This is a genomic window from Hydrogenophaga aromaticivorans (genome assembly GCF_013387465.1).
GTDB lineage: Bacteria > Pseudomonadota > Gammaproteobacteria > Burkholderiales > Burkholderiaceae_C > Hydrogenophaga > Hydrogenophaga aromaticivorans.
Genome location: NZ_VYGV01000004.1, coordinates 18,604 through 41,811, shown reverse-complemented (window position 1 = coordinate 41,811; position 23,208 = coordinate 18,604). Strand labels below are relative to the sequence as shown.

Annotated in this window: 20 protein-coding genes; 11 read left to right on the top strand and 9 right to left on the bottom strand. The window is 69.5% G+C overall.

Going from position 1 to position 23,208, the window contains the following annotated elements; all coding sequences use genetic code 11:
- The 8 genes from F3K02_RS03205 to galE all read left to right on the top strand — a co-directional run.
- A partial coding sequence (locus F3K02_RS03205; RefSeq protein WP_218179345.1) for an O-antigen ligase family protein occupies positions 1 to 1,126 on the top strand: 1,126 nt, incomplete at its 5' end.
- A 31-nt stretch (positions 1,127 to 1,157) separates the two neighbouring features.
- On the top strand, positions 1,158 to 1,964 hold the full coding sequence (locus tag F3K02_RS03200) for a polysaccharide biosynthesis/export family protein (RefSeq protein WP_177133262.1): 807 nt from the start codon (positions 1,158 to 1,160) through the stop codon (positions 1,962 to 1,964).
- A 16-nt stretch (positions 1,965 to 1,980) separates the two neighbouring features.
- A complete protein-coding gene (locus tag F3K02_RS03195) occupies positions 1,981 to 4,398 on the top strand; it encodes a GumC family protein (protein WP_177133260.1) in 2,418 nt (805 codons plus the stop codon).
- Complete coding sequence (locus tag F3K02_RS03190) at positions 4,395 to 5,879, top strand: J domain-containing protein (RefSeq protein ID WP_177133258.1); 1,485 nt, start codon at positions 4,395 to 4,397, stop codon at positions 5,877 to 5,879. Before F3K02_RS03195 ends, F3K02_RS03190 begins: the two co-directional genes overlap by 4 nt.
- A complete protein-coding gene (locus tag F3K02_RS03185) occupies positions 5,876 to 7,141 on the top strand; it encodes a hypothetical protein (protein ID WP_177133256.1) in 1,266 nt (421 codons plus the stop codon). Before F3K02_RS03190 ends, F3K02_RS03185 begins: the two co-directional genes overlap by 4 nt.
- Positions 7,138 to 7,935: a tyrosine-protein phosphatase gene (locus F3K02_RS03180; RefSeq protein WP_177133254.1), complete on the top strand. Its 798-nt coding sequence runs from the start codon at positions 7,138 to 7,140 to the stop codon at positions 7,933 to 7,935. The genes F3K02_RS03185 and F3K02_RS03180 overlap by 4 nt, the downstream gene beginning before the upstream one ends.
- 109 nt (positions 7,936 to 8,044) lie before the next feature.
- Entirely contained in the window at positions 8,045 to 8,533 is a 489-nt protein-coding gene (locus F3K02_RS03175; protein ID WP_177133252.1) for a hypothetical protein, read from the top strand.
- A gap of 93 nt (positions 8,534 to 8,626) precedes the next feature.
- Positions 8,627 to 9,607, top strand: coding sequence for a UDP-glucose 4-epimerase GalE (galE, locus tag F3K02_RS03170; protein WP_177133250.1), 981 nt, complete (start codon positions 8,627 to 8,629; stop codon positions 9,605 to 9,607).
- Here galE and F3K02_RS03165 read toward each other — a convergent pair.
- From F3K02_RS03165 to F3K02_RS03150, 4 genes are read right to left on the bottom strand one after another with little or no spacing between them, the layout of a single operon-like run.
- Positions 9,598 to 10,098: a Csu type fimbrial protein gene (locus F3K02_RS03165; protein WP_177133248.1), complete on the bottom strand. Its 501-nt coding sequence runs from the start codon at positions 10,096 to 10,098 to the stop codon at positions 9,598 to 9,600. The genes galE and F3K02_RS03165 overlap by 10 nt on opposite strands.
- Positions 10,095 to 12,404 (bottom strand): fimbria/pilus outer membrane usher protein, encoded by a 2,310-nt coding sequence (locus F3K02_RS03160; protein WP_177133246.1) that lies wholly within the window; start codon positions 12,402 to 12,404, stop codon positions 10,095 to 10,097. The genes F3K02_RS03165 and F3K02_RS03160 overlap by 4 nt, the downstream gene beginning before the upstream one ends.
- Positions 12,404 to 13,129, bottom strand: coding sequence for a fimbrial biogenesis chaperone (locus F3K02_RS03155; RefSeq protein WP_177133244.1), 726 nt, complete (start codon positions 13,127 to 13,129; stop codon positions 12,404 to 12,406). Before F3K02_RS03155 ends, F3K02_RS03160 begins: the two co-directional genes overlap by 1 nt.
- A gap of 4 nt (positions 13,130 to 13,133) precedes the next feature.
- The gene (locus F3K02_RS03150) at positions 13,134 to 13,616 is read right to left on the bottom strand and encodes a Csu type fimbrial protein (RefSeq protein WP_177133242.1); all 483 of its coding nucleotides are present in this window, start codon (positions 13,614 to 13,616) and stop codon (positions 13,134 to 13,136) included.
- Positions 13,617 to 13,743: 127 nt separating this feature from the next.
- Here F3K02_RS03150 and F3K02_RS03145 point away from each other — a divergent pair, with 127 nt between their 5' ends.
- Positions 13,744 to 14,298: a DUF1643 domain-containing protein gene (locus tag F3K02_RS03145; RefSeq protein ID WP_343066967.1), complete on the top strand. Its 555-nt coding sequence runs from the start codon at positions 13,744 to 13,746 to the stop codon at positions 14,296 to 14,298.
- 206 nt (positions 14,299 to 14,504) lie between these two features.
- Positions 14,505 to 15,296, top strand: a complete 792-nt coding sequence (locus F3K02_RS03140) for a prolyl oligopeptidase family serine peptidase (protein WP_177133238.1) — start codon at positions 14,505 to 14,507, stop codon at positions 15,294 to 15,296.
- Positions 15,297 to 15,298: 2 nt separating this feature from the next.
- Here F3K02_RS03140 and mltA read toward each other — a convergent pair whose 3' ends face one another.
- Positions 15,299 to 16,522: a murein transglycosylase A gene (gene mltA / locus F3K02_RS03135; RefSeq protein ID WP_177133236.1), complete on the bottom strand. Its 1,224-nt coding sequence runs from the start codon at positions 16,520 to 16,522 to the stop codon at positions 15,299 to 15,301.
- On the opposite strand from mltA, the gene F3K02_RS03130 reads away from it, so the two are divergent.
- On the top strand, positions 16,455 to 16,601 hold the full coding sequence (locus F3K02_RS03130; protein WP_177133198.1) for a hypothetical protein: 147 nt from the start codon (positions 16,455 to 16,457) through the stop codon (positions 16,599 to 16,601). The two genes, mltA and F3K02_RS03130, sit on opposite strands and share 68 nt — an antisense overlap.
- 24 nt (positions 16,602 to 16,625) lie before the next feature.
- Here F3K02_RS03130 and F3K02_RS03125 read toward each other — a convergent pair whose 3' ends face one another.
- The 4 genes from F3K02_RS03125 to F3K02_RS03110 all read right to left on the bottom strand — a co-directional run bounded on the left by F3K02_RS03125 (position 16,626) and on the right by F3K02_RS03110 (position 23,123).
- Positions 16,626 to 17,255: a response regulator transcription factor gene (locus F3K02_RS03125; protein WP_177133234.1), complete on the bottom strand. Its 630-nt coding sequence runs from the start codon at positions 17,253 to 17,255 to the stop codon at positions 16,626 to 16,628.
- 60 nt (positions 17,256 to 17,315) lie between these two features.
- Positions 17,316 to 19,397: a two-component system sensor histidine kinase NtrB gene (locus F3K02_RS03120; protein ID WP_177133232.1), complete on the bottom strand. Its 2,082-nt coding sequence runs from the start codon at positions 19,395 to 19,397 to the stop codon at positions 17,316 to 17,318.
- Entirely contained in the window at positions 19,397 to 20,203 is an 807-nt protein-coding gene (locus F3K02_RS03115; protein ID WP_177133230.1) for a carbon-nitrogen hydrolase family protein, read from the bottom strand. The genes F3K02_RS03120 and F3K02_RS03115 overlap by 1 nt, the downstream gene beginning before the upstream one ends.
- A gap of 163 nt (positions 20,204 to 20,366) precedes the next feature.
- Positions 20,367 to 23,123 carry a YhdP family protein gene (locus F3K02_RS03110; RefSeq protein WP_177133228.1) on the bottom strand — a complete coding sequence of 919 codons (2,757 nt, stop codon included), beginning with the start codon at positions 23,121 to 23,123 and terminating at the stop codon, positions 20,367 to 20,369.
- Positions 23,124 to 23,208 lie beyond the last annotated feature (85 nt).

Here is a 23,208-nt window from a genome sequence, read left to right as displayed (position 1 = left end):
GAAGCTGTCTCTTCTCCACACCTGTATGTGTATAAGAGCCCGGCCTTGGACGGGCGGGGACGCTCTGAGCGCCACGCCGCTGGCCACGGCGCACGCGCTGCTGGCCAGCCTGCCGGTGGTGGCGTGTTTTCTGGTGGCGCTCAGCGGCAACGCAGCGCAGATTCAGGCGTTGCTGCGCCTGTGGCTCTGGGTGGCGGTGGCGCAGGCGGCGCTGGGGCTGCTGCAGCTCGGTGGGTTTGAGGCGCTTTACTTCGGGATGGACGGCGCAGAGCCCGTGATCGGCTCCTACGCCAGCAAGAACACTTATGCCAATCTGCTGGCCATGGCGGTGCCACTGGCGGTGTTGGGCCTGTGGGGCGCGGCTGGCCGCCAACGACGAAGTGGCAGGGAGCGGCGCAGCTCCTGGTGGGGCGCACTCGCGCTGTTGACGCTGCTGGCCGCGGCACTGGCCAGCACCTCGCGCACGGGCATTGCCACGGCGCTGCTGGTGGCCCTGCTGGCGCTGGCCCTGCTGGCGCCTGCGCACGACAGCGCGGCGGGCGGGCGCAGCGGCTGGCTGCGTCGCCTGGGGTTGCCCGCGCTGGCGCTGGGTTTGCTGGCGGTGGCGCTCTTCATGGGCGGGCTGGACTGGGTGGAGCGCTTTGACGCCGAGCGCCTGGCAGAAGCCGATGCCCTGCGCGCGCTGACGCGCGAAGCCACCTGGCAGGGCGCGCTGGCCTTCTGGCCGCTGGGCTCGGGCCTCGGGTCTTACGCCTGGGTGTTCCCGCGCTTCCAGTCGCCCGAGGTGGGCGCCTACCTGCTGGACCTGGCCCACAACGACTACCTGCAGGTCTTGATGGAGACCGGCGCGCTCGGGCTGATCGCCATGGCGCTGGCGCTGGCGCTCATGGGCCGGCGGGCGCTGCAACTTTTCAGCGCCGGGCGCGGTACATGGAGCAGCGCCGACCGCCTGGCCGTGGCCTGCGGGCTGGGCCTGCTGGCCACGCTGTTGCACGCCTGGGTGGACTACCCGTTTCGCATACCGGCCAACGCCATGCTGGCCGCCTTCTTGCTGGGTGTGTTCCTGAGACAGCCCGTTACATCGGCCGATGACCCGCAAAAAGTAAAATCAAGGACTTATGTTTGAACGCCACACGCGCTCCCGGGAGCCCCAGACCATGAACCTCTTTTTGACACGGCCGGCTTGGGGCGGCGCTTTGCTCGCACTGGCCTGGTGCGCGGCCAGCGCCGCGACCCTGCCCGCACAGGCGCAGACGGTGCCCCTGCAGGCCTCGCCCATGCAAGCCCCGCTTCAATCGCCCGTGGGCTCTGCGCCCGTGAGCCCCAGGCCGGTGGGCCAGGCCACGGCGGTGGACCCGGCCACGGGCGAGCCCGTTGCGCTCAACTCGCTCGCCACGGTGGGCGCCGACTACCGCATGTCTTCGAACGATCTGCTTGAATTTGACGTGTTCGGCGTGCCCGACATGAAACGCGACGTGCGCGTGAACGCCTCGGGCCTGATTTCGCTGCCGCTCATCGGGCCGGTGCCGGTGGCCGGGCTGACGGCGCAAGACGCCGAGAAGCTGATCGCAGCCAGGTACGAAGAAAAATACCTGCAGAACCCGCAGGTCTCGCTCTTCATCAAGGAGTTCACCACGCAGCGCATCACCATCGAAGGCGCGGTGGCCAAGCCGGGCATTTACCCCGTCACGGGGCAGCTCACGCTGCTGCGCGCGCTGGCGCTGTCCGGCGGCTACGCACCCTACGCCAACATCAACCAGATCGTGGTGTTTCGCAACGGCGCGGGCAGCGCGCGCGAGCAGTTTGTTTACGACCTCGACAAGGTGCGCGCAGGCGAAGTGGCAGACCCGGCCATCAGCTCTGACGACGTGATCGTGGTGCAGCGCAGCGCCAGCCGCGCCGCCCTGCGCGACTCGCTGTTCCGTGACATCGTCGACACGATCAACCCTTTCTCGAACCGCTGAGCGCGGCGGCAACCCCATGTCTTCACCCGAAAACTTGCCTTCCTTTCCCCAGCAGCCTCAGCCCCCGGGCGCGCTGGCCCTGCGCCCGAGCGGCGCGCTGCAGACCCAGCTGCTGGCGCAGCAGCAAGAGGCCGACGCCCAGGTCGACGATCAGATCGATTTCAGGGCGATCTTGCGCACGCTGCTGAAGCACAAATGGACCATCTTGGGCACCACGGCGCTGTGCACCCTGGCGGCCGTGGTCTACACCCTCCGCGTGACCCCGTTGTACGAAAGCGCGGCGCTGCTGCAGATCGACCGCACGGCGCAGAAGGTGGTGGGCTTCAACGCCGAGGTCGAGGTGGACCAGGGCGCTACTGCCGACCAGCTGCAGCTGCGCACGCAGATCGAGCTGCTCAAGAGCCGCAGCCTGGCCGAGCGCGTGATCGACGAGATGGGGCTCTACAAACCGGAGAGCCCGACCGGGCTGCCCGAGGCCCCAGCGGTCGAAGCGGGCCGCCTGCCGGGCGAAGTCGATGCAGAGGCCGAGAAACCAGGCTTTGTGGCGCTGCTGGGCAACAACCTGAAGATGCTGTTCACGGCGTCGTCTGAAGACGAGCGCGTGCTTGGGCGAGCCCAGACCGTGGCGGCATTCGAGAAGTCGGTGACGGTGGAGCCGATCCGCAATTCGCGCCTGGTCGAAATCAAGGTGCTCAACGCAGACCCGGAGCTGGCCGCGCGCATTGCAAACACCATGGCCAAGGCCTTCATTGCGAGCAACATCGAGCGCAAGGTGGACTCTTCGGTGTACGCGCGGCAGTTCCTGGAAGACCAGATCAAGCAGACCAAGGCCAAGCTCGAAGAGAGCGAGCGCCAGATCAACGACTACGCCAAGAAAAACGAAATCTTGAACCTGGGCGACAAGGGCAGCGCCACCACGCAGACCTTTGTGGACTTTTCGGCCGCGCTGGGCAAGGCGCAGCAAGACCGCATCAAGGCCGAATCGCAATACAACGAGGTGAAGCGCAACCCCGACAGCGCCCCACAGGCGCTGGAAAACCTGGCGATCCAGGCCTACAAGGAGCAGAAGGCCCAGCTCGAAGCCGAATACGCCAAGAACCTGGCCACCTACAAGCCCGAGTTCCCGACCATGGTCCAGGCGCGCGCGCAGATTGGCGAGCTGAACAGCCGCATCAAGGCCGAGGTGGACACCATCCTGGCCAGCATCAAGGGGCAGTTTGAAGCGGCCAAGCAGCAAGAAGAGGCGCTCAAGGCCAAGGTGGCGAGCACGCGCAGCGAGGTGATCAGCGTGCAAGACCGCAGCGTCGACATGAACCTGCTGCAGCGCGAGCTCGAGACCAACCGGCAGGTGTACGACAGCCTCTTGCAGCGGCTGAAAGAGGTGAGCGTGACGGCGGGCATCACGACCAACAACGTGAGCATCGTGGACGAAGCTTCGGCGCCGCTGTTCCCGGCCAAGCCCAAGCCGCTGATCAACCTGGGGCTGGGTCTGGTGCTCGGCATGTTCCTGGGCATGGTGGCGGCGCTGCTGCGCGAGCAGATGGACGACTCCATCAAACACGCCGACGAGATCGAGGGCACGCTGGGTCTGCCGCTGCTGGGCCTGATTCCGATGACGAAGCAGGAGAAGGGCAGCGAAGAGTCGATCGCGCTGCTGGCGCACCGCGAGCCGCGCAGCGGCTTTGCCGAGGCTTACCGCTCCATGCGCACGGCGCTGCAGTTTTCAACCGCCGACGGCGCGCCCAAGCGCTTCATGGTGACGAGCTGCGGCAAGAGCGAGGGCAAGACGACCACGGCGATCGCGCTGGCGATCAACTTCGCGCAGTTGGGCCAGCGCGTGCTGCTGATCGACGCCGACATGCGCAAGAGCGCGGTGCACAAGGCGCTGCGCATGCCCAACGAGCGCGGTTTATCAAACCTGCTGAGCGGCGACCGCGGCAGCGAGATGCTGATCCAGCCGACGGTGATTCCGAACCTGAGCGTGTTGCTGGCCGGACCAACGCCGCCCGATCCGGTGGAGCTGCTCATGGGGCCGAAGCTGGCGATGCTGATGGAAAAGGCGCAGGAGCTGGGCTTTGCGCAGGTGGTGATCGACGGGCCGCCGCTGCTGGGCATTGCGGACGCGGTGGTGCTGGGCAACCAGATCCAGCACGTGGTGTTTGCCGTGAAGGCCTCCAGCACCAAGAAAGACAGCATCAAGGACGCGATGCGCCGCCTGCGCAACGCGGGCATCGCGCCGATGGGCGTGGTGCTGACGCACGCGCGCAACGAGCACAGCAGCGACTACGCCTACGAGTCGTATTACGGCTACGGCGATGCGCACACGCCGCGCGCGGCCACGCCGCAGCCCGCCCCGGGCACGCAGCCGGCGCCGCTGGCGGCGAGCACCCGCACCGAGCCGACGCTCGGCCCGACGGCCACCGCAGAAGCATGACCCCGCCCTCGCCGGACTGGAGCAGCCTGCTGCCCGCGCTGCTCGATTTCGAGCGCTCGCCCGGGCGCTACCGGGTGGTGCTGCGCGAGCCGCGCCCGCTGTTTGAGCACACGCTGGCGGTGCTGCAGCTGGCGGTGGGGCGTTCGGTGGACGGGCTGGCCGATCTGGCGCACGAGCCGGCGCAGACCGACGAGCTGAAGCGCGCGGCGCGTTTTTTTGTGCGAACGGTGCTGCTGCGCCCCGGCGTGGACCACTACACCCTGCTCGGCCTGGCGCCGGGCTGCGAAGCCGACGAGCTGCGCGAGCACTACCGGCTGATGATCCGCCTGACGCACCCGGACTTTGCCGCCGGCAGCGGCGAGGCCTGGCCCGCGGACGCGGCCACGCGCATCAACCAGGCGAACGACGTGTTGTCGTCCTTCGAGCGGCGCTCGGACTACAACGCCGCACAGGCTTCGGCGCAGCCGGTGGCATCTGCTGCTGCGGGTGCGGCGGCGGCTTCGGCGAAGGTGGCGCAGAAGAAGCCGGCGACACCGCGCTCGCGCGTGCTGACGCTGCGCCCGAAGAAAGACGCCGATGCGGCGGCGGACCGCACGGGCCCGCGGGTGCCGCGCGGCGTGAAGATCGCGCTGGCTTCGCTGGGCGCGCTGGGCGCGGCGACGGCGCTGTTGCTGAACGGGCCCGCGGGCGACAGCGGCTCGCTGGCGGTGCGCAAGCTGCCCAGCGTGGCCAACCCGACGCTGCAGGCCGAGACCAGCCTGGTGCTGGTGGGCGGGGCCGCGAGCGAGGCGCAGGTGGACACCGCGCCGGCGCCGGCTCCGGCGCCTGTGGCGGAACCGGAACCCGTGGCACCGCAGCCGAAGCCGCGCCGCCCCCGGACCAACCGCGAGCTGGCGGCGGCGAAGGCGGCCGAGGGCAGCGCCAGCGGCGCCCCGAGCGAGGCCGCGCTGAGCCTGACGATGGACACCCGGATGGTGGTGACGCCGACGCCGGTGGCGATGCCGGTTTCGATGACGGTGGCGGCGGCTGTGCCGGCGCCGGCGCCGAGGGCGGCAGCACCGGCCCCGGCTGCGTTGCCCGCCGAACCGGCGGCGCCTTCGGCATCGCGCGCGACGCTCCCCGCGCCGACGCTGGCGCAGGTGCAGCCGGCGCTGTCCAACCTGGTGGCCAGCCTGCCCAGCGGACGCGGCGAGAACATGGCGCAGTGGATCGACAGCGGTTTTCGCGCCCACCCGGACACGGGCCGCTTCGTGGGCCGGTTCAACCAGTTGCTGGCGGGCCTGCGCGTGACGCAGCTGGGCCATGTGCGCTTCAGCTCGCGCACGCAGGGGGTGCAGCTGGTGGTGGATGGCGTGATCGTGTTGCACACACAAGATATGAACAACGAGGCGCGCGTGCGCGACCTGCATCTGCGCGCGTTCTTCCAGCCGCAGGACGGGCAACCGGTGCTGACGCACCTGGTGGCGGAGAAACTGCAATGACGGCAGCGACCCTGACCGACGCGAAGCCGGGCTGGACGCCGGCGCGCATGGGCGTGTTTGCGCTGCTGCTGGTGGCGGCGCTGTGGCTGGGCTGGAAGGCCTGGGACGTGAACATCACGATGTCGTGCTGGAAGAACGAGTGGCCCAACCTGCCGGTGTGCGAAGAGATCAACGGCCGCACGCCGCAGGAGCGCGTGGCGCGGCTGCAGGAGCGGCTGGCGGCAAACCCGGGCGATTCGCAGGCGCTGGTGGAACTGACCGAGCTGGCGCACCGGCCCGAGACGGCCGCGGGGCTGGACGCTCCGGCGCTGCTGGCGGCGGCCGGCCGGGCGGCGCCGCAGGATGTGACGGTGTTGCAGCTGCAGGCCAACGAGGCGCTGCGCGCGCAACGCTGGCCCGATGCGCTGGACAAGCTGACACGGCTTTCGCAGCACCACCACAACGCCGATGCCACGCGCGTGCTGGCGGAGCTGGTGGCGCTGGCGGCCCAGCCGCCCGCCCAGCCCACACTGCAGCAGGCGCTGGTGGACGCGGTGGGCGCCGATGCGGGCTGGCTCGACCGCGTGTTGCGGGCGATGCCGGGAGCGAAGCTGCCGCTGGGGAGCGCAATGCCGCTGGTGGCTCTGGCGGCGGCGAAGGAGCCGGGTTTGTCAGCGCCGCTGGGGCTGTACGTGATCCGCCAGCTCAAGACCGAGGGCCTGTGGCTGGAGGCGCACGCGATCTGGCTGCGCCTGTGGAAACGACCGCTGGGCTATCTGTTCAACGGCGACTTCGAGCAGAACTTCGTGGCCGGGGGTTTTGACTGGGAGGTGATCGAGCGCGATCCGCACCGCGGGGGCGCACGCATCGATCTGGCCGGGCGGCGCGAGCGCGGCCAGGTGCTGCGCGTGGCGTTCACCGGCCGGGCGATGAAGACACCGCTGGTGCGCCAGCACATGATGCTGCCGCCGGGACACTACCGTTTTGCGGGTGATTTTCAGTCGAGCGACTTGCGCAGCAACGAGGGCCTGAGCTGGGTGTTCAGCTGCGCCGACGGCGACCGGCGCGAGCTGGCGCGCACGCCGGCCCTGAAAACCACCGGGCGCACCTGGCAAACAACGGGCATGAGCCTGGAGGTGCCGGCGGAATGTGGGCTGGGTGTGGCGCTGTCGCTACAGACCCAGGCCCCGTACGAAGCCCGGACCGGCCTGCGCGGCGAGGTGCTGTTCGACCGCTTCACCTTGGTGCAGGAAGCCGCACCACAAGGGACCAGCCAGCCATGATCGATCTGCACAGCCACATCCTGCCCGGCATCGACGACGGGGCGAAGACACTGGACGAGTCACTGGAGATGGCGCGCATCGCCGTGGCCGACGGCATCCACACGATGGCCTGCACGCCGCACATCTACCCCGGCATGTACATGAACGACGGCCCGGGCATCGAGTGCGCGCGCTTTCGCCTGCAGGCGGAGCTGGTCGGCAACGGCATCCCGCTGAAGCTGGTGACAGGCGCCGACGTGCACCTGGTGCCCGGCCTGATCGACGGGCTGAAAAGCGGGCTGGTGCCGACACTGAACGGCTCACGCTACTTTCTGCTGGAGCCTTCGCACACCACGCCGCCGCCGCGGCTGGAAGATTCGGTGTTCAACCTGATCACCTCGGGCTACACGCCCATCATCACGCACCCCGAGCGGCTGACCTGGGTGGAGAGCCATTACCCGGTGTTCCAGCGCATGGTGGCGCAGGGCGCGTGGATGCAGGTGACGGCGGGGGCGCTGACGGGGGCCTTTGGCAAGCGCGCGCAGCAATGGGGCGAGCGCTTTGTGGGCGACGGCTTCACACACATCCTGGCGACCGACGCCCATTCCACCGGCCGGCGCTGCCCGCGACTGAGCGAGGGGCTGGAGGTGGTGCGGCGGCTGGTCGGGGATGCAGAAGCGCAACGCATGGTGGTCGAGCGCCCGATTGCGGTGCTCGAAAACCTGTCGCCAACGGACTTCGGTTTGCCCCAAAAAGAGGCATCACGCCCATCTGCGTTCGGTAAATGGTTCTCAAAGGTGCGCTCTTTACCTTGATGTGTGCCAAATGGTTTCAAGTCCTTGAAAACATTTGGTTTTTTCTGTTCCCGGGGTTGACGTGTCACACAGCCCCACTTAGTATCAATACAACTTCGGAGGTATTCCCATGAAACAACTCGCTCTCGCCTTGGCCATCACAGCTGTTGCTGGCTCTGCATTCGCCCAAGCCGGCGCCACCGTGACCTCGGTCAACGGCCTGGTGACCATGTCGTCCGGCAACCAGCTGGTCAACGTCACCCCCGGCATGCCCCTGCCCACCGGCGGCCAGCTGCTCACCTCCGGCAGCGGCTCGGTGACCGTGCAGTTCGCCAGCGGTTGCACCGCCATCCTGGCCCCCGGCCAATCGATGCCCGTGACCGAGGCGGCTTGCGCTCAAAACGTGGCTGCGCGCGGCGCAGGCGGCGGCGCTGGTGGCGGTGTCTTCGCCGGTGGCAACGGCCTGTTGCTGGCTGGCGGCGGCGTGGCCGCACTGGCGTACAACGTGAACCAGAACCGCAAGGGCAACGGCGCCACCGTGATCACCCCCACCCAGCCCGGCACCCCGGCCGTGGTCGTGACCCCCACCCCTCCCCGCCGCCCGATCAGCCGCAGCTGATCCCCAGCCGGGAAACAAAAAAAGCCCTTCGGGGCTTTTTTTGCGTCTGGGCGGCGGCAACACTCGACAACATTGAAACCAAAGAAGCCAAACATGAAGATTCTGGTGGTGGGTGGCGCGGGCTACATCGGCTCGCACATGGTGAAGCACCTGGGCCTGGCGGGCTGCGCGGTGACGACGCTGGACAACCTCTCGGGCGGGCACGCCGATGCGGTGTTGCACGGCACGTTCGTGCAGGGCGACATCGCCGACCGCGCGCTGCTCGACCGGCTGCTGGCCGAGGGCCGGTTTGACGCGGTGATGCATTTCGCGTCGTTCATCCAGGTGGGCGAGTCGGTGGTGGCGCCGGCGAAGTACTACCAGAACAACGTGGTGAACACGCTGAACCTGCTGGACGCGATGGTGGCGGCGGGGGTGAAGCGCTTCATTTTTTCCTCCACGGCGGCGATCTTCGGCGAGCCGCAGAGCGACACCATCGACGAGCAGCACCGGCAGCAGCCGATCAACCCCTATGGCCGCACGAAGCTGATGGTGGAGCAGGCGCTGGCGGACTACGACCGGGCCTATGGGCTGAAGTCGGTCTGCCTGCGCTATTTCAACGCGGCGGGTGCGGACCCGGCGGGCGAGCTGGGCGAACGCCACGACCCGGAGACGCACCTGATCCCGCTGGTGTTGCAGGCGGCTTCGGGGCGGCGGTCGCACATCAGCGTGTTCGGCCGCGACTACGACACGCCCGACGGCACCTGCATCCGCGACTACGTGCACATCAACGACCTGTGCCAGGCGCACTGGCTGGCGCTGCAGAGCCTGATGGGCGGCGCCGGCAGCCAGGCCTACAACCTGGGCAACGGCAGCGGGTTTTCGGTGCAGGAAGTGATCGACACGGCGCGCCAGGTGACGGGCCGCGAGATCCCGGTGGTGTACGCCGAACGCCGCGCAGGCGACCCGGCACGCCTGGTGGCCGATTCACGCGCCGCGACATCGCAGCTGGGCTGGAAGCCGCAGTTTGCGGCGCTGGAGACGCTGATCGAACACGCCTGGGCGTGGGAGCAGAAACGCGCTGTTCAGTTGTAGGTCACCACGACCTGGACCGTGTCGCTGTAGCCACCGGGCGTCGCGCTGACCTGGTTGGCGGGCAGTGTGCCGCAGACCTGGCGGTTGATGGTGGAGCCCAGCAGCACGATCAGCAGCGAACCGCCGACGGTGCTGGTGGCGCCCGTGCCATCGCCCCAGACCACCGAACAGGCGCCACCCGAGCCGGAGTCGCCATAGAGCTGGTAGGTGAGCCGGGCAGCACCATTGGCCATCTGGCGGTCGTTGTAGGTGGCGCCGTAGGCCCCCTTGCCCAGGGAGATGCTGTAGTCCACGAACAGGCCCACAGTGCCGGTGCAGGACACGTGCACGTTGCCCGAGCCGGAACCGGCGGCGCCGCCGATGGGGTTGTAGGCTCCGAACGCCACCGGCGTGGTGCTCGCGGTGCAGCTGCACAGCAGGCACAAGGCCTGGGCCTGGGGCGCGCCGGCCAGCAGCGCGCCAAACAACAACAGGGCGCGAAGGGCTTTCATGGCGAGGTCTCCTCACAGTGAACGGGGACGGGCGCATCGGGTTCGCCCGGTGCCGGCGCCACCGGGGCCCGGAACCGGCAGGGCCGGCCCGCCACCGACCCGGTGTACACCCGATCGGGCGACCCGTCGGGCTCGAACAGTTTGCCGTCGTAGCCGACGGTGCGCTCCGCTGCCAGGCCAGACACCTGCAGCACCGTGCCCGGGGGCACCGCCTGACCGCCAGGACCGAGCAGGCGCAGGGTCATGGGCTGCACGCGGCGCACGCCGAGGTCGGCGTACACCCCCGCGCCGAGAGCGGGCGAGAGTTTGAGCTGCAGATGTTCGAAGACGGCGTCCATGGGCAGGTCATTGGGATCGACGTGGATGCGGTTGCTCTGGTACGGGCGCAGGTCGTTGAGGACGATGACGCCGTCGGCGCCGGTAACGCCCACCTCGTGCTGGTCGCGGTAGACCGGGACACCCGCAACGTCGCCCACCTTGACCAGGGCGAAGCTGCCCTCGATGCGCCGCGCCAAGCGCAACTGGCCGCCGAGCAGCACCAGCGACCCGCTGACACCCGAGCCGACATAGGCTTGCCCGTCGCGCACATCGAGGTCGGCGCGCCAGTCCGCCGAGGCGCCGCGGCGCTCCAGCCGGGCCGCAAGGTGCTCGTCCGTTTCGGCGAACAGCCGGTGGGCCCAGCCCGGGCCCGGCGGCAGGCTGGAGATCCAGCCCAGACCCCCGGTGGTCTGCCCCGAGGATCGGCTGGCTTGCGCCCAGGCCTGGGTGTGCGGCTCCAGCGGCACGACCAGGTTCACACCCACTGTGCGCTGCCGGGTTTCGAAGTGGGCCGACTGCAGGTAGGCGCTCAGGAAGAACCGGGTGCCGAAGGCGGCGCTGGCGCTGAGGATCCAGAAACGCTGCGGATCGGCGTTCCAGTAGCGGCGCGCCACCCAGGTCAGGCCGATGCCGCCGTGCGACCAGGGCACCAGCACGCCCACCCGATCGGTCGACCGGCTGGCCGCATCCGGGTTGTCGGCGCCGAGTTGCGCGAAGAAGCGGCTCGACCGGGCCGAGCGGAGCTGCAGGCTCGCCGCACGGCCCGGCACGTCGAGGCCCACCGACCCGGCATGCCCGTCTTGCCCATCGCGCTCGCTGGCCGCCGCGGTGGCCTGCATCAGCCCCCAGCCGCCGACCTTCCAGGCCAGCCCGGCGCCGGCCGTGCGCTGGTCCGACAGGCTTTCCAGCCGGAGCTCGGCCGTCAGCTGCTCGGCGATGCCGCGCCGGTATTGGCCCAGCAGCACATGGCGGCCGTAGCGCCCGCTGTGATACCCATAGTCCTCGCGAACGCGGCCCGCCTCGACCGCAAAGTCGACCAGCCCCGGGCGCAGGAGCTGGTCGCTGACCAGGTAGGGTTGCACGATCTCGGTCTTGCGTCCCATCAGGTCGGTCACGCTCAGGCGCAGATCGCCCCGGCCGGTGAGGGCGGGCAGCTGGTTCCATTCGAAGGGCCCGGCTGGCACCTGCCCGGAGGTGACCCGGTTCTGGTTGACCAGCACATCGATGGTCGAGGGCAGCACGGCTTCACCGCGCAGGGTGGGCAGGGCGAACGGCACGAAGTCCGGCTGCATGGCGAACCGCGTCCCGATGCCGATGCCGCCGATGCGGGCCGGGCGCCCCCACAGGCCGGCGCTGGTGATCTGGTCGCCCAGCCGCAGGGACCGCATCCTGGGCGCGTCGCTGAACTCCACACCCGTGTCCAGGCGCACCCAGCGCCCGCCGCCCTGCGCCTGGTCGCGGTAGTAGGCGCTGCCCGTCAGGCGCGTGCCGGGCGCGAAGCCCACGAGCTCCACGCCGCCGGTCCAGGCGGTGTGTCCGTTCGAGTGCCCCGCCTGCAGTTCGTAGTTGGCGTAGGCGCCGGTGCCGCTGGCCCCGGGCGCCAGGGCCGTCTGATCGCCAGATCCGAGGTGGTAGGTGGCAAAGGCGTTCGCGGGCGCCATGATCGTCAGCGACTGGCGCTCGGCATCAAACGCCAGCTGCACGCCCGGCATCTGATCGAGCCAGGCATGGCCGGCCAGGGGACCCTCGCTCACCAGCGCTTGCGGCGCCAGCCAGCGCAGCTCGGTCCAGAGCGCCGACGGCAGGGACCAGCGGCCATCGGCGGATTGGCCAACCTCCTGCGCACCGTTCAAACGCTGGCCGTTGACGGTGACGTCCAGGATCAGGATGCGGTCCTGGCCCCGGGCTTGCGCCCACACCGGCCCGGCACCGAGCACCGCCCAGCACGCCAGGGCGGCGATCCGGACGGCGAGCCAGCGGCGCGGCATCAACGGGGAATGGTCAGGCGTTGACGGCCGTGGTCGGCCCGCACATCCACCGTCAGGTCCGCGGCATCGTCTTTGGGCAAGGGGAGGGTCCAATGCCGCTCCTGCCCGGCCAGCACCGCGGCATGTACATCCAGAGGGGCGCCCAGGGGCGCGCCCGAGCCCGATGCAAGTTGCAGGTCGTGGACGACCGTGTGCACATTGCCCTGGTTCCTGAAGCGGACCTCGAGGGTGTCTCCGTCCACGCGCCGCGTCTGCCATTCGGGTCGGTGGACCACCTGGCGGGGCGCGACATAGATGGGGATGCGCAGCTCCAGCAACACGCGCACCTGCGCGGGCAAGGCGCCCGAGGGGCGCTGCGCCGGTGCCGCCGGGGGCACCTCGCGCAGCAGGATGCGGTAGTTGCGCTCGGTATCGAGGGGTGGCTGGCCCCGCCACCCCAGGCGGAGCACCTGGGCCTGACCGGGCTCCAGCGTGAAGACAACCGGGTTGAGCAGCACATCGGTGGTCGGGGCAAAGACGTCCTTGCCGTTGGACTGTGTCCAGGACACCACGTCCACATGGGTGGTGACCCGCTCGTCGCCCTGGTTGGTGACGGTGATGGCTTCGCGGACCTTGTGGCCGGACAAGGCCACCACCACGGGCATGACCGACAGACTGCCGGCTTGCGCGCTCAACGCGCACAGCATCGCACCAACTGGGATCACCCAGTGCAACAGGCGTCTCATGGCTTCAGTTGTAGGTAACGGTGACGTTCACCGTGTCGGTGTAGCTGCCCACCGCCACGTTCTGGCTGGCGGCCACACGCCCATAAACGGTGTGATCCACCTGCACTCCCGTGCCCGTGGCGTTCACGAGATCGACACCGGTGGTGCCCCAGACGGTGGTCCGGGCCGCATCGCTGTACAGCTGGTAGGTCAGCAGGTCGGGAAGATTGGACATGGCACGCGCCAGCACGTCGGCCTGGCCGCCCCCATCGAGAGCGACGGAGTAGCTGGTGCCGTTGGTGCAGGTGACGGAGACCGTGCCGGTGCCGTCGAGCACCGTGCCGGCGGTGGGGTTGTAGACCCCGAAGGCCACCGGGGAGGTACTCACCACGCAGGCGGCGCTCACCGTGGCCGTGACCAGCAAGGTGTCCGTCGCGGTGGCCGATCCGGCGACGCCATGCAGGGCCATCAGCGCGGCTGGAAGCAGGAACTTTCTGGGAAATTTCATTTCACGAGTCCTCCTGGGGTTCGAAGCTAACACGCGTTGCAGACAGGGCAATGAAAGAACTGCGGGGCTTTTTGCCTTCATTTCAAGCGTTCAAAAGTGAAACCATCGGGCCGGTCCTTCGGTATCAATGAATGTGATGCACGCGCAATCAACCATGGTCCGATCGGCAAACGTCTCACCGTGTGGACAGTACCTGTGGTCATTTTCGCGAACCTGGGACGGCCGGCCCAGGCTTCTGGTGGTGATGTTCAACCCGCCAACGGCCGACCACGCAACGGACGACCCGACCATCCTGCAGCTGTGCGCCATCGCCTCGCACAACGGCTTCGGTGGCATCGTGGTGGTCCATGGCATTCCCCTGTGCAGCCGGTACCTGGGTGACGCGATCGAGATGACCCGACACGCCATCACGGGCCGCAAGAAGGACGCCAGAATGCTCCAGCAGAACCTGGAAGTCATCGCGGCCGAAGTCCGGCGATCGGGCGCGGTGCTCATCGCCTGGGGTGCGCTGGCGAGAAAATGCCCCGAGTGGTTCGAGCAGGTCCTGGACACGATCCGGTCTTCCCTGCCAGACTGCGCCACGCTGTATTGCGTGGAGAAAACGGCGACGGGCTATCCCATGCATCCGATGGCCAAGGGCATCAAGAGCGTGCCCAAGACCGCTGCGCTCCAGGTCTGGTGATGTGGGCCCTTCGGTCCGGCCTCTTGAAGCGGTGGATGGCGGTGTGCACGACCCTGTTGTCGATGACGGGACACGCAGGCAGCCACGCGCCGAATGGGCTCGATGAACGGTTCGACTCGTCCCACCGGGACATTGTGCGGGGACCGCTTCGGCTGACCCGGGCTCAGTGCGAGGCCCGGCGGCATGCGGTCTGGGTGGCGCTGACCGTGAACAGGCCCGGCCAGCCCCCAAGGCAGGTGGACGGTTGCATCCGCTACTTTCCGAGCCCACAGGTCGCACCCGGTCAGCCCGTTCTCTTTTTCTTCCATGGCGACCGCGTGGAACCCGGCGGCCTGGCCGATGGCAGCTTTCGCCAGCAGATGGCGCAGGCCCAGCGCATCGAGCAGCGCTCGGGCATGCCCACGATCAGCGTGGCGCGGCCAGGGGTGTACGGCAGCACGGTGCTCAACCACCGGTACGACCGCCGCACCCACGAAGAGGTGGCGGTGGTATCGGCGGCCATCGACCAGATCAAGGCGCGTTATGGCTTGGACCGGATCAGCCTGGCCGGTCAGAGTGGTGGCGGCTACCTGGCCCTGGCGATGGTGGTGTCGGGGCGGACCGACATCGACGCCGTGGCGGCCTCCGGCGCACCCGCGGCCGTGAGGGTTCGCGCCTTTCATCTCCGATCCAACCCGGCCTCCGACATCAGCACGGGACAGGACTGGCGAAATGTCTATGACCCGATGGACCACATTGCCGACGCACGGCCCGATGCGCGTCGCAAGGTGTATTTGATCGCCAACCGCCACGACCAGCGGATTCCCTACGCGTCGGTGCTCGCCTTCGTGAACGCCGCCACACGGGGCAAGCTGCCCGTCGTGCTGCTGGATGGCGCCACCGGCGGCGGCAGACAGCACCACAACCACTCACGTTTGTCTCAGCGTGTCATCCGATGGCACCGGATGGGATTGGGTGAGCAAGAGATCGCGCGCAAGGTGGCAGAAGGGGCCGAGTAGCTTCAGCGCGGCCACAGCGCCCAGAGCTGCAGCGGCTGCTTGAGTTTCCCGGCGAGCTGGTAGGCGGGGTCGGTCCAGCCGCCCCAGCCGGTGAAGAGGTCGGCGCGCACGGCGCCGACGATGGCGCCGCCGGTGTCTTGCGCGAGCACGAGCTTCTGCTGGTTGAGCGCGCTGCCCTGCGTGGCGAGCCAGACCGGGGTGCCGTAGGGGATGCTTTGCGGATCGACGGCGATGGAGCGCCCGGGCGTGAGCGGCACGCCTTGCGCGCCGCGCGGGCCGAAGCGGGCATCGAGCTCGCTCAGGACTTCTTCGCGGAAGAACACGGTGCGCGGGTTGCTCCAGAGCATCTCGTTCAACCGGCGCGGGTTCTGCACGGCCCAGGTCTTGATGGCTTCCCACGAGGCTTCGCGGATGGCGCCCTGGTCGAGCAGCCAGCGGCCGACGCTCTGGTAGGGCTGGCCGTTGTGGGCGGCGAAGGCGACGCGCACCTGGCGCTGGCGGCCGTCGGGCTCGGTGATGTCGAGCCGGCCGGAACCCTGGATCTGCAGGATGAGCGCGTCGATGGGGTCGGCGAGCCAGGCGATGGCCTTGCCTTGCAGCGCGGCCTGGGCGGCGGGCAGGGTGTCGATGTCTTTGCGGCTGTACCAGGGCTGGCCGGCGCGCAGGCCGGCGGGCGGTGCGTAGAGCGGCGTGCGGTGGCTGGCGCTGGGCAGGCGGCTGGCGCCGAGGATGGGTTCGTAGTAGCCGGTGAGCAGGCCCTGGGGCAGGCTGCCGTTGGGCTCCACGACGCGGTAGGGCTGGAAGCGGCGCTCGATCCAGGCGCGCTGTTCGTCGGGTGTGGCGATGGCGAGCGGGCGGGCTTCGGCGCAGAGGCCGGCGTGGCCGGCGACGGGTTTTTCGCATCCGCGCAGCCAGGCGTTCCAGGCTTCGTGCAGGCTGTCCTGCCCCCAGCCGGGCAGTTCGCTCCAGCGCACCGGCGTCCACAGGCTCTTGCCGCGTTGCAGGGCGGGCGGCAGCGGGCCGGTGTCGACCGCGCCGGGCACGTCCACCGGCGCGCGCGGGGGCATGGGACCGGAAGAGCACGCCACGAGCAGGCTGCCTACAATGCAGGCCGCCAGCCAACCTCTCCACCCACTGCCCCCACCGGACCGACCTGCCATGACTTTGCTGTTGCTTGAAGCGCTGGGCGCGCTGGTGTTGCTGGTGTTCATTGTGTGGTGGACCATGTTTTCCGGGCGCAAGAAGGGCGAGCTGCCCGAGGATGTGCAGCGCGAGCGGGACCAGGACAGTTCGCCCAAGCCTTGAGGCGCCGCGGCGCGGGCCGGGCGCTCACGCCTGCCGCAGGGCGTTGGCCAGCTCCACCGCCGACTTCACCCCCATCTTGTCGAACACGCGCGAGCGGTGCACTTCGACCGTGCGCACGCTGATGTTGAGCTGGTCGGCGACGAGCTTGTTGGGCAGGCCGGCGATGACCAGGTTCATGACGTCGCGCTCGCGCTCGGTGAGCGAGTTCAGCCGCTGCTGCACTTCGCGCTGCGCGCGGCGCGCGGCCAGCACCTGAGCGGACTGGTTGAGCGCCTGTTCGACGCGGTCGACGAGGGCGTTGTCGGAGAACGGCTTTTCGCAGAAATCGAAGGCGCCGCGCTTGACCGCGTCGACGGCGGTGGGCACGTCGGCATGGCCGGAGAGAAAGATCACCGGCATGACGGCCTGCCAGGGCAGGGTGAGCAGGTGTTCGAACAGGGCGAGGCCGCTTGTGCCGGGCATGCGCACGTCGAGCAGCAGGCAGCAGGGCGTGCTGGGTTCGGCGTGCCAGCGCGCGATCTCGTTCAGAAACGCGTCGGCGCTGTCGAAGCCTTCGCTGAGCAGGCGGCGCGTGCGCAGCAGCCAGGCCAGCGCGTCGCGCACACCGGCGTCGTCATCGACGAGAAAGATCCGGGCGTCGGGGTGCTGGGTCATGGCGGGATGATAGAGGAGGCAGCGACCCGCGCAACGGCGGAGCCGGGGGAATCCCCATCCTCAGGCCGCCGGCAGCGTGAACCGGAACACCGTGCCCCTGGGCTGGGCCGGCTCGTGGGTGAGCGCGCCGCCGTGCTGCTCGATGACAGTGCGGCACAGGCTCAGGCCCAGACCCATGCCTTCGGCCTTGGTGGTGAAAAAGGGCGTGAAGAGCTGCTGGCGCACCGCTTCGCTCAGGCCGTGGCCGTGGTCGGTGACGGCGAATTCGACCCAGACCTTGCGCGGCGGGCTGCCGCTGGCGGCGGCTTCGTCGTCGTCGCTGGCGTGCAGGCGCGTGCGGTTGACCGCCAGCGTGAGCACGCGCAGGCCGGAGGCGGCCGGCGGATCGTTGGCGGGCATGGCCTGCACGCCGTTGCGCGCGAGGTTGAGCAGCACCTGCTCGACCATGGTGCGGTCGCACAGCACGGGCGGGCAGCCGGGCGCGATCTGGGTGTGCACGCGGATGCCCTGCTTCTTGGCCTGCAGGCCGAGCAGGGGCAGGATGGCGTCGATCAGGCTGGCGGGCGCGACGGCTTCGCGCACCTGTTCGCGCCGGCGCACGAAGTCGGCCACGCTCTTGATGACGCGCCCGGCGCGCTCGGCCTGTTCGCCGATGCGCTGCATGGCCTGGCGCAGCTCGCCCTGGGGCATGGCGGGCCCGCTGGCGCCGGGCGGTTCGTCGAGCAGGTTGAGCGTGCCGCTGGCGTAGCTGGCGATGGCCGCGAGCGGCTGGTTGAGTTCGTGGCTGAGCAGCGAGGCCATTTCGCCCACGGTGGCGAGGCGGGCGGTGGCCTGCAGGCGTTCCTGCGAGGCGCGGTTGAGGTCTTCGATGCGGCGCTGTTCGCTCAGGTCGAGGATGGCGCTCATGAAGCCGGTCTGTGTGCCCTGGGCGTCGATCAGCGGAGCCTCGATGATGAGCACGGGAAAGCGGGTGCCGTCGCTGCGCTGGAAGACGGATTCGTAGCCCTCGCGCGGCAGGGTCTGCCCTGCCAGGCGCACGGCCTGGCGCTGCTGGTATTCGTCCACCAGTTCGGGCGGCCACCAGGGCGCGGGCAGGCCGGTGCCGATGAGCTTCTCAGGCGGCAGGCCGACCATCTGGCAGAAGGCGGGGTTGACGTAGGTGATGCGGCCACTCATGTCGCGCGCGCGCAGGCCGGTGACGAGGGAGTTTTCCATCGCCTTGCGAAAGGCCAGGGCGTCGCCGAGTTCGTGTTCGGCGCGCTGGCGCAGGCGCATGTCGCGCCCGAGCAGGCCGAGCACAGCGAGCAGGGCCAGCGAGAGCGCGCCGACGACGGCGGTGAGCACGTTGGGCAGCAGCCCGAAGGCCGCACCGGTGCCGATGCGCGGGCTCTCCAGGCGCAGCAGCAGGGTGTGGCCGGGCAGGTCGAGCAAGGCGCGCGCGGTCTGGGTGCGGCGGTTGCCGGCGACGCTGCTGTACAGCGCGAGACGGGTGCCGTCGGTGTCGACGAAGGCCAGGCCGCGCCCGCGCAGCAGGGTCCTGTTGCCCAGCTCGGCGAGCAGGCCGGGCAGGGAGTAGGTGACAACGAGGAAGCCCGCGGGTTTGCCGTTGCGCACGACGGGCAGGCACATGTCCATGAGCTCCAGGCCGAGACCGCCGTTCATGGGCCAGAAGTAGCTCGGGGAGTACGAGGGGCCGGAGCTGCGCTGGGCGTTGTCGCAGGCCTGGCGCATGTCGGGCAGGGCCTGGGAACGGTCCAGGTAGCTGAAGAGGTCGGCCAGGTAGGGCGTGTCGCGGTGGGCGATGAGCGCGCGGGCGTTGTCGCGCCACTCCAGGCGCACCATCTCGCGGTGCTCGGCCAGCACCTCGCCGGCCGGCGCGGACCAGGCGCCGGGGCTGGCCGCGAGACTGTAGAGCGACTGCAGGGTCTGCACGTTGCGCACCAGGGCGCTGCGGATGTCGCTGCTGAGGGCTTCAGCGTCGGCTTCGAGCGCGGACTGGTCGCGCACCTCTTCGTATTCGGCGGCCAGAAAGACCAGCACCCCCAGCAGGGCCAGCACCAGCAGCAGCAAAGCCACCCACAGCAGCCGGCGGCGCGGGCGCAGGCCGCCGGGCGTGGCCTCGCGGGGGACGACCTCAGGCATCAAAGACGACGGTGCTGCAAGGCGGGCAGTTGTTCGCGCACGCTGTGCAGGCGCGCCATGTCCAGGTCGGCGAGCACGACCCCGGGGCCTTCGGCCTGCATCGCCATGACCTGGCCCCAGGGGTCGATGACCATGCTGTGGCCCCAGGTGCGGCGGCCGTTTTCGTGGTTGCCGCCCTGGGCGCTGGCGATGACGTAGGCCTGGTTTTCGATGGCGCGCGCGCGCAGCAGGACTTCCCAGTGCGCCTGGCCGGTGGTGTGGGTGAAGGCGGCGGGCACGAGCAGCAGGTCGGCCGCGAGCATGCGGTAGAGCTCGCCGAAGCGCAGGTCGTAGCAGACGCTCATGCCGACGCGCCAGCTCTGGCCCTGGCGCGAGGGGCAGTCGAAGACGGTGGGGGTTTCGCCCGCGCGCAGCACACTGGCTTCGTCGTAGCTCTCGCGGCCGTTGTCGTAGCGGAAGAGGTGGATCTTGTCGTAGCGGCTGACACATTCGCCCTTGGGCGAATAGACCAGCGAGGCGTTGGCGGCGTGGGTCGGGTCGTCGGTGGCCATGGGCAGGGTGCCGCCGACGATCCACAGCTTGAGTTCGCGCGCGGTGTCGGACAGGAAGTCCTGCACCGTGCCCAGGCCCGCGGTTTCGGCCAGCAGCAGCTTGTCGGCGTCGTTCTGACCCATGAAGCAGAAGTACTCGGGCAACACGGCCAGCTCGGCACCGCAATGGGCGGCCTGGTCCAGCAGGGCGCGCGCTGCGCTGAGGTTGGCGTCGAGACTGATGCCCGAGACCATCTGGATGGCGGCGACTTTCATGAGAACTCCTTTTTTTGAACCCAGCTACAAATCTGTTTGTACCGCAGTAACAGAAACCAGTCGCGCATCCGGCGCAAGTGCCCAACCCAGAACGCCGCGGAACCGGCTTTGCCGGGCCGCCAGCGTTGCCCCCGGGGGGTGACGCCGCAGGCGGCGCGGGGGGTTATTTCCTCTCGAGCTTCTCGACCTGCGGATCCGCCCAGTTGCCGGTGATGTGGAACTGCTGCGTGGTGGCACTTTGCAGCGGTTGGCGCAGCAGGAACTGGGCCAGGAAAGTGCCCAGCCCGATGGCGGGGTTGATGGCGGTGGCGATCAGGGCGGCGGTGCCGGCGTTGATCTCGGGCACGACGACGACCTTGAGGTCCTGCTGCTCGCGCGCGATGTCGGCGCTGCCTTCCATGAGCACGGCGGCGTTGATGCCCTTCATCTGCAGGTTGTTGGTGCGGGCCACGCCCTGTTCGATCGTGGCGTCCCCGCGCACGAAGTCGAACGCAAAGCCCTCGGAAAACACATCGCGGAAATCCAGCACCAGGCGGCGCGGCAGCGCCTGCAGGCTGAGCACGCCGAGCAGCTTGGCGGCACCGGGTTCGACCTTGAGGAACTGGCCGCTCTGCACCTCGGCCTTGAGCTGGCCGGAGAGGCTGGGGTAGTCCAGCGTCATGGGCGAGCCGACCCAGGCGATGTGGCCGCCGATCTGACCCTTGCCGCCGCGCACCACCCCGGGGCGACCAAAGCGCGCGAGCAGCAGGCCGGCGTCCTGGATGTCGAGCTTGAAGTTGAGCGCGGTGCGCCGCACGGTGCCCGCGCTGTTGTCGGGCAGGGCCCAGCTGCCGGTGGCGGAGAGCTGGGCTTCGGGGGTGTCGATGTTGAGCTTGGTGAGCTGCCATTCGCGGGTGCGCGCCGCGGTGCCGCGGTTCTGCGCCACGATCTCCACGCGGGAGAGCCGCCGGTTGGAGAGCACGAGGTCTTCGATCGCGATGTCCAGCGCGGGCATGCTGGTGGGTTGCTGCAGCAGTTGTTCGACGTCGGCGGCGGCGGCCGGTGCGAGCTTGAGGTGGGCCAGGCGCGCATAGACGTTGCCGGCGTTGTTGCCGGCGGGCTGGCGGTATTCGATGTAGCCATTGAGTTCGTCGGCGTCGACGTTGGCGCGCCACTGGTTGCCTTCGCGCGATCCGCCGACCACCACGTCGGTGAAGCTGCGCCCGCTGACCACGAGCTGGCCGGCGCGTACCGCCAGGCTCGACGGCAGGTAGCCCAGGCTGGCGCTGTCGGCAGCGCTGGGCGACTGCACGCTGGCGCGCACGTCGGTGCCGGTGGTGGCGGTGAAGATCCGCTCCCAGGCGTCGGCGTCGATGCGCTGGAAGCGGATGTTGGCCTGCACGCCGGTGGCCGGCTGGGTGACGGTTTCGCCGGCGTCGAGCCCGGCGGCCATGCTGCCGCGCAGCACGCGCGGTTCTTCGGCGGTGATGTCGCGCTCGTAGCGCAGTTCGGCCAGCGGCTGCGCCGGCGGGCCGAGCACGACGGACAGGCTGTCGGTGCGCGCGACTTCGCCCGAGGGATCGGCCAGCACCGAGAGCACGCGGTTCTCGTAGCGCAGGGGCAGGCTGTCGGCGGCGGCCTTGGCCAGCGGCGCGGGCAGGTTGATGGCGAGCCCCTGCAGGTTGCTGGTGACCACGAGTTCGGGCACGCCGGCGCGAAAGCCGAGTTCGGCGCTGTAGCTGGCGTTGCCGCTGGCCTGGCCGAACAGGCGCGAGACGAAGCCCAGCCCGCCTTCGCTCAGGCCCTGGGCGCTGGCGCTGCCCTGGCCGCGGAACTGGATGCGCGGCGTGCCCCGGGCCACGGGCACCATGCCCCCGCCAAACCGCAGCTCGCCGCCGTAGACGCGGGCCTGGGCGTCGGCGATGCTGAAGCCGGATTCGCTGAAGCTCAGGCGGCCGGTGGTGCGCCCGAGCAGCGGGGCATCGGGCGTGATCTGCAGGTCGTTGCCGGCGAACACCACGCTGCCCTGCACGGTGGTCTTGTCGACCTGCTCCAGCGGCAGCTGCAGCTTGAACTGCACCTGGGCGGGGCCGTTGATGGTGGCGCGCTCCAGCGCCCGACCGGTGAAGCCGTTGACCGGCGAGCTGCGCACGAAGCCCAGCACCTCGGTGGCCGGGCCCTGGGCGCTGGCGGCCACGGTGAGCACGGGGGCGTGGACCAGATCGGCGATGGCCACTTCGGCCTGGCTCAGGCGCACGCCGGGCGCGCCGTCGAGCCCGGCGTCGAGCTGGCTCAGGCGCAGGGCGGCGCGGTCGAGCACCAGCTGGCCGTTGACGCCCTTGAGGCCGGGCCAGGCGGCGTCGCCCTCGCTCTGCAGGAAGGGCGGTACGTAGGCGAAATTCACCGCCTTGAGCTGCGCGGTGATGCGGAATTCGCCGCGCGCACCGGGCTGGTTGAACGGAACGTCCCAGAGGTCGCCCTGGATGCGGAAATCGACCGGGCCCACCGTCCCGCCTTTGACGGCGTCGCGCACGTAGCGCTGCGCGTCCGGACCGACCACCAGCGGCAGGTAGCGGTGCACGCGGGTGGCTTCGCCGCGGGTGAGGCGCGCGGTCAGGTCGAGCACGCCGGGGAAGCGCGCGTCCGAGGGGCTGGTGGCGGGGTCGCTGGTGTGCCAGTGCACGCTGGCCGTGCCTTCGGCGTCGGCGTTGGCCAGGCGTACCTTGTCCAGCCAGGCGTCGATGCGCTCGCCGGCGATGCGCCAGCGGGCGTCGGCCGTGAACCGGGTGAGCGGCACGCGCACCTCTTCGAACACGCCGGGCAGGTCGACCGACCCATCGGCGACCTGCAGGCGGGCCTGGCCGCCGTCCTGGTTGAGGTCGACATCGGCGGTGAGGCCCTGGACGCCGGGGCGCCCGGGCAGCGGGGGGCGGGCGGCCAACGCTGGGGCTGGGTCTTATACACAACTTAAATTGTGTAAAAGAAAAGGGTTACCGCGCCGGGGGGGGGGGGGGAAAAGAAAGAAA

Coding starts and splice junctions, on each gene's coding strand:
- F3K02_RS03115 (WP_177133230.1), bottom strand. CDS start 20,203: ATGAAAGTCGCCGCCATCCAGATGGTCTCGGGCATCAGTCTCGACGCC.
- F3K02_RS03150 (WP_177133242.1), bottom strand. CDS start 13,616: ATGAAATTTCCCAGAAAGTTCCTGCTTCCAGCCGCGCTGATGGCCCTG.
- mltA (WP_177133236.1), bottom strand. CDS start 16,522: ATGGTCCACCACACAATGAACACCAGCAACACCAGCGCGCCCAGCGCT.
- F3K02_RS03120 (WP_177133232.1), bottom strand. CDS start 19,397: ATGCCTGAGGTCGTCCCCCGCGAGGCCACGCCCGGCGGCCTGCGCCCG.
- galE (WP_177133250.1), top strand. CDS start 8,627: ATGAAGATTCTGGTGGTGGGTGGCGCGGGCTACATCGGCTCGCACATG.
- F3K02_RS03160 (WP_177133246.1), bottom strand. CDS start 12,404: ATGCCGCGCCGCTGGCTCGCCGTCCGGATCGCCGCCCTGGCGTGCTGG.
- F3K02_RS03190 (WP_177133258.1), top strand. CDS start 4,395: ATGACCCCGCCCTCGCCGGACTGGAGCAGCCTGCTGCCCGCGCTGCTC.
- F3K02_RS03155 (WP_177133244.1), bottom strand. CDS start 13,129: ATGAGACGCCTGTTGCACTGGGTGATCCCAGTTGGTGCGATGCTGTGC.
- F3K02_RS03175 (WP_177133252.1), top strand. CDS start 8,045: ATGAAACAACTCGCTCTCGCCTTGGCCATCACAGCTGTTGCTGGCTCT.
- F3K02_RS03180 (WP_177133254.1), top strand. CDS start 7,138: ATGATCGATCTGCACAGCCACATCCTGCCCGGCATCGACGACGGGGCG.
- F3K02_RS03195 (WP_177133260.1), top strand. CDS start 1,981: ATGTCTTCACCCGAAAACTTGCCTTCCTTTCCCCAGCAGCCTCAGCCC.
- F3K02_RS03130 (WP_177133198.1), top strand. CDS start 16,455: ATGACTTTGCTGTTGCTTGAAGCGCTGGGCGCGCTGGTGTTGCTGGTG.
- F3K02_RS03125 (WP_177133234.1), bottom strand. CDS start 17,255: ATGACCCAGCACCCCGACGCCCGGATCTTTCTCGTCGATGACGACGCC.
- F3K02_RS03185 (WP_177133256.1), top strand. CDS start 5,876: ATGACGGCAGCGACCCTGACCGACGCGAAGCCGGGCTGGACGCCGGCG.
- F3K02_RS03200 (WP_177133262.1), top strand. CDS start 1,158: ATGAACCTCTTTTTGACACGGCCGGCTTGGGGCGGCGCTTTGCTCGCA.
- F3K02_RS03145 (WP_343066967.1), top strand. CDS start 13,744: ATGAATGTGATGCACGCGCAATCAACCATGGTCCGATCGGCAAACGTC.
- F3K02_RS03165 (WP_177133248.1), bottom strand. CDS start 10,098: ATGAAAGCCCTTCGCGCCCTGTTGTTGTTTGGCGCGCTGCTGGCCGGC.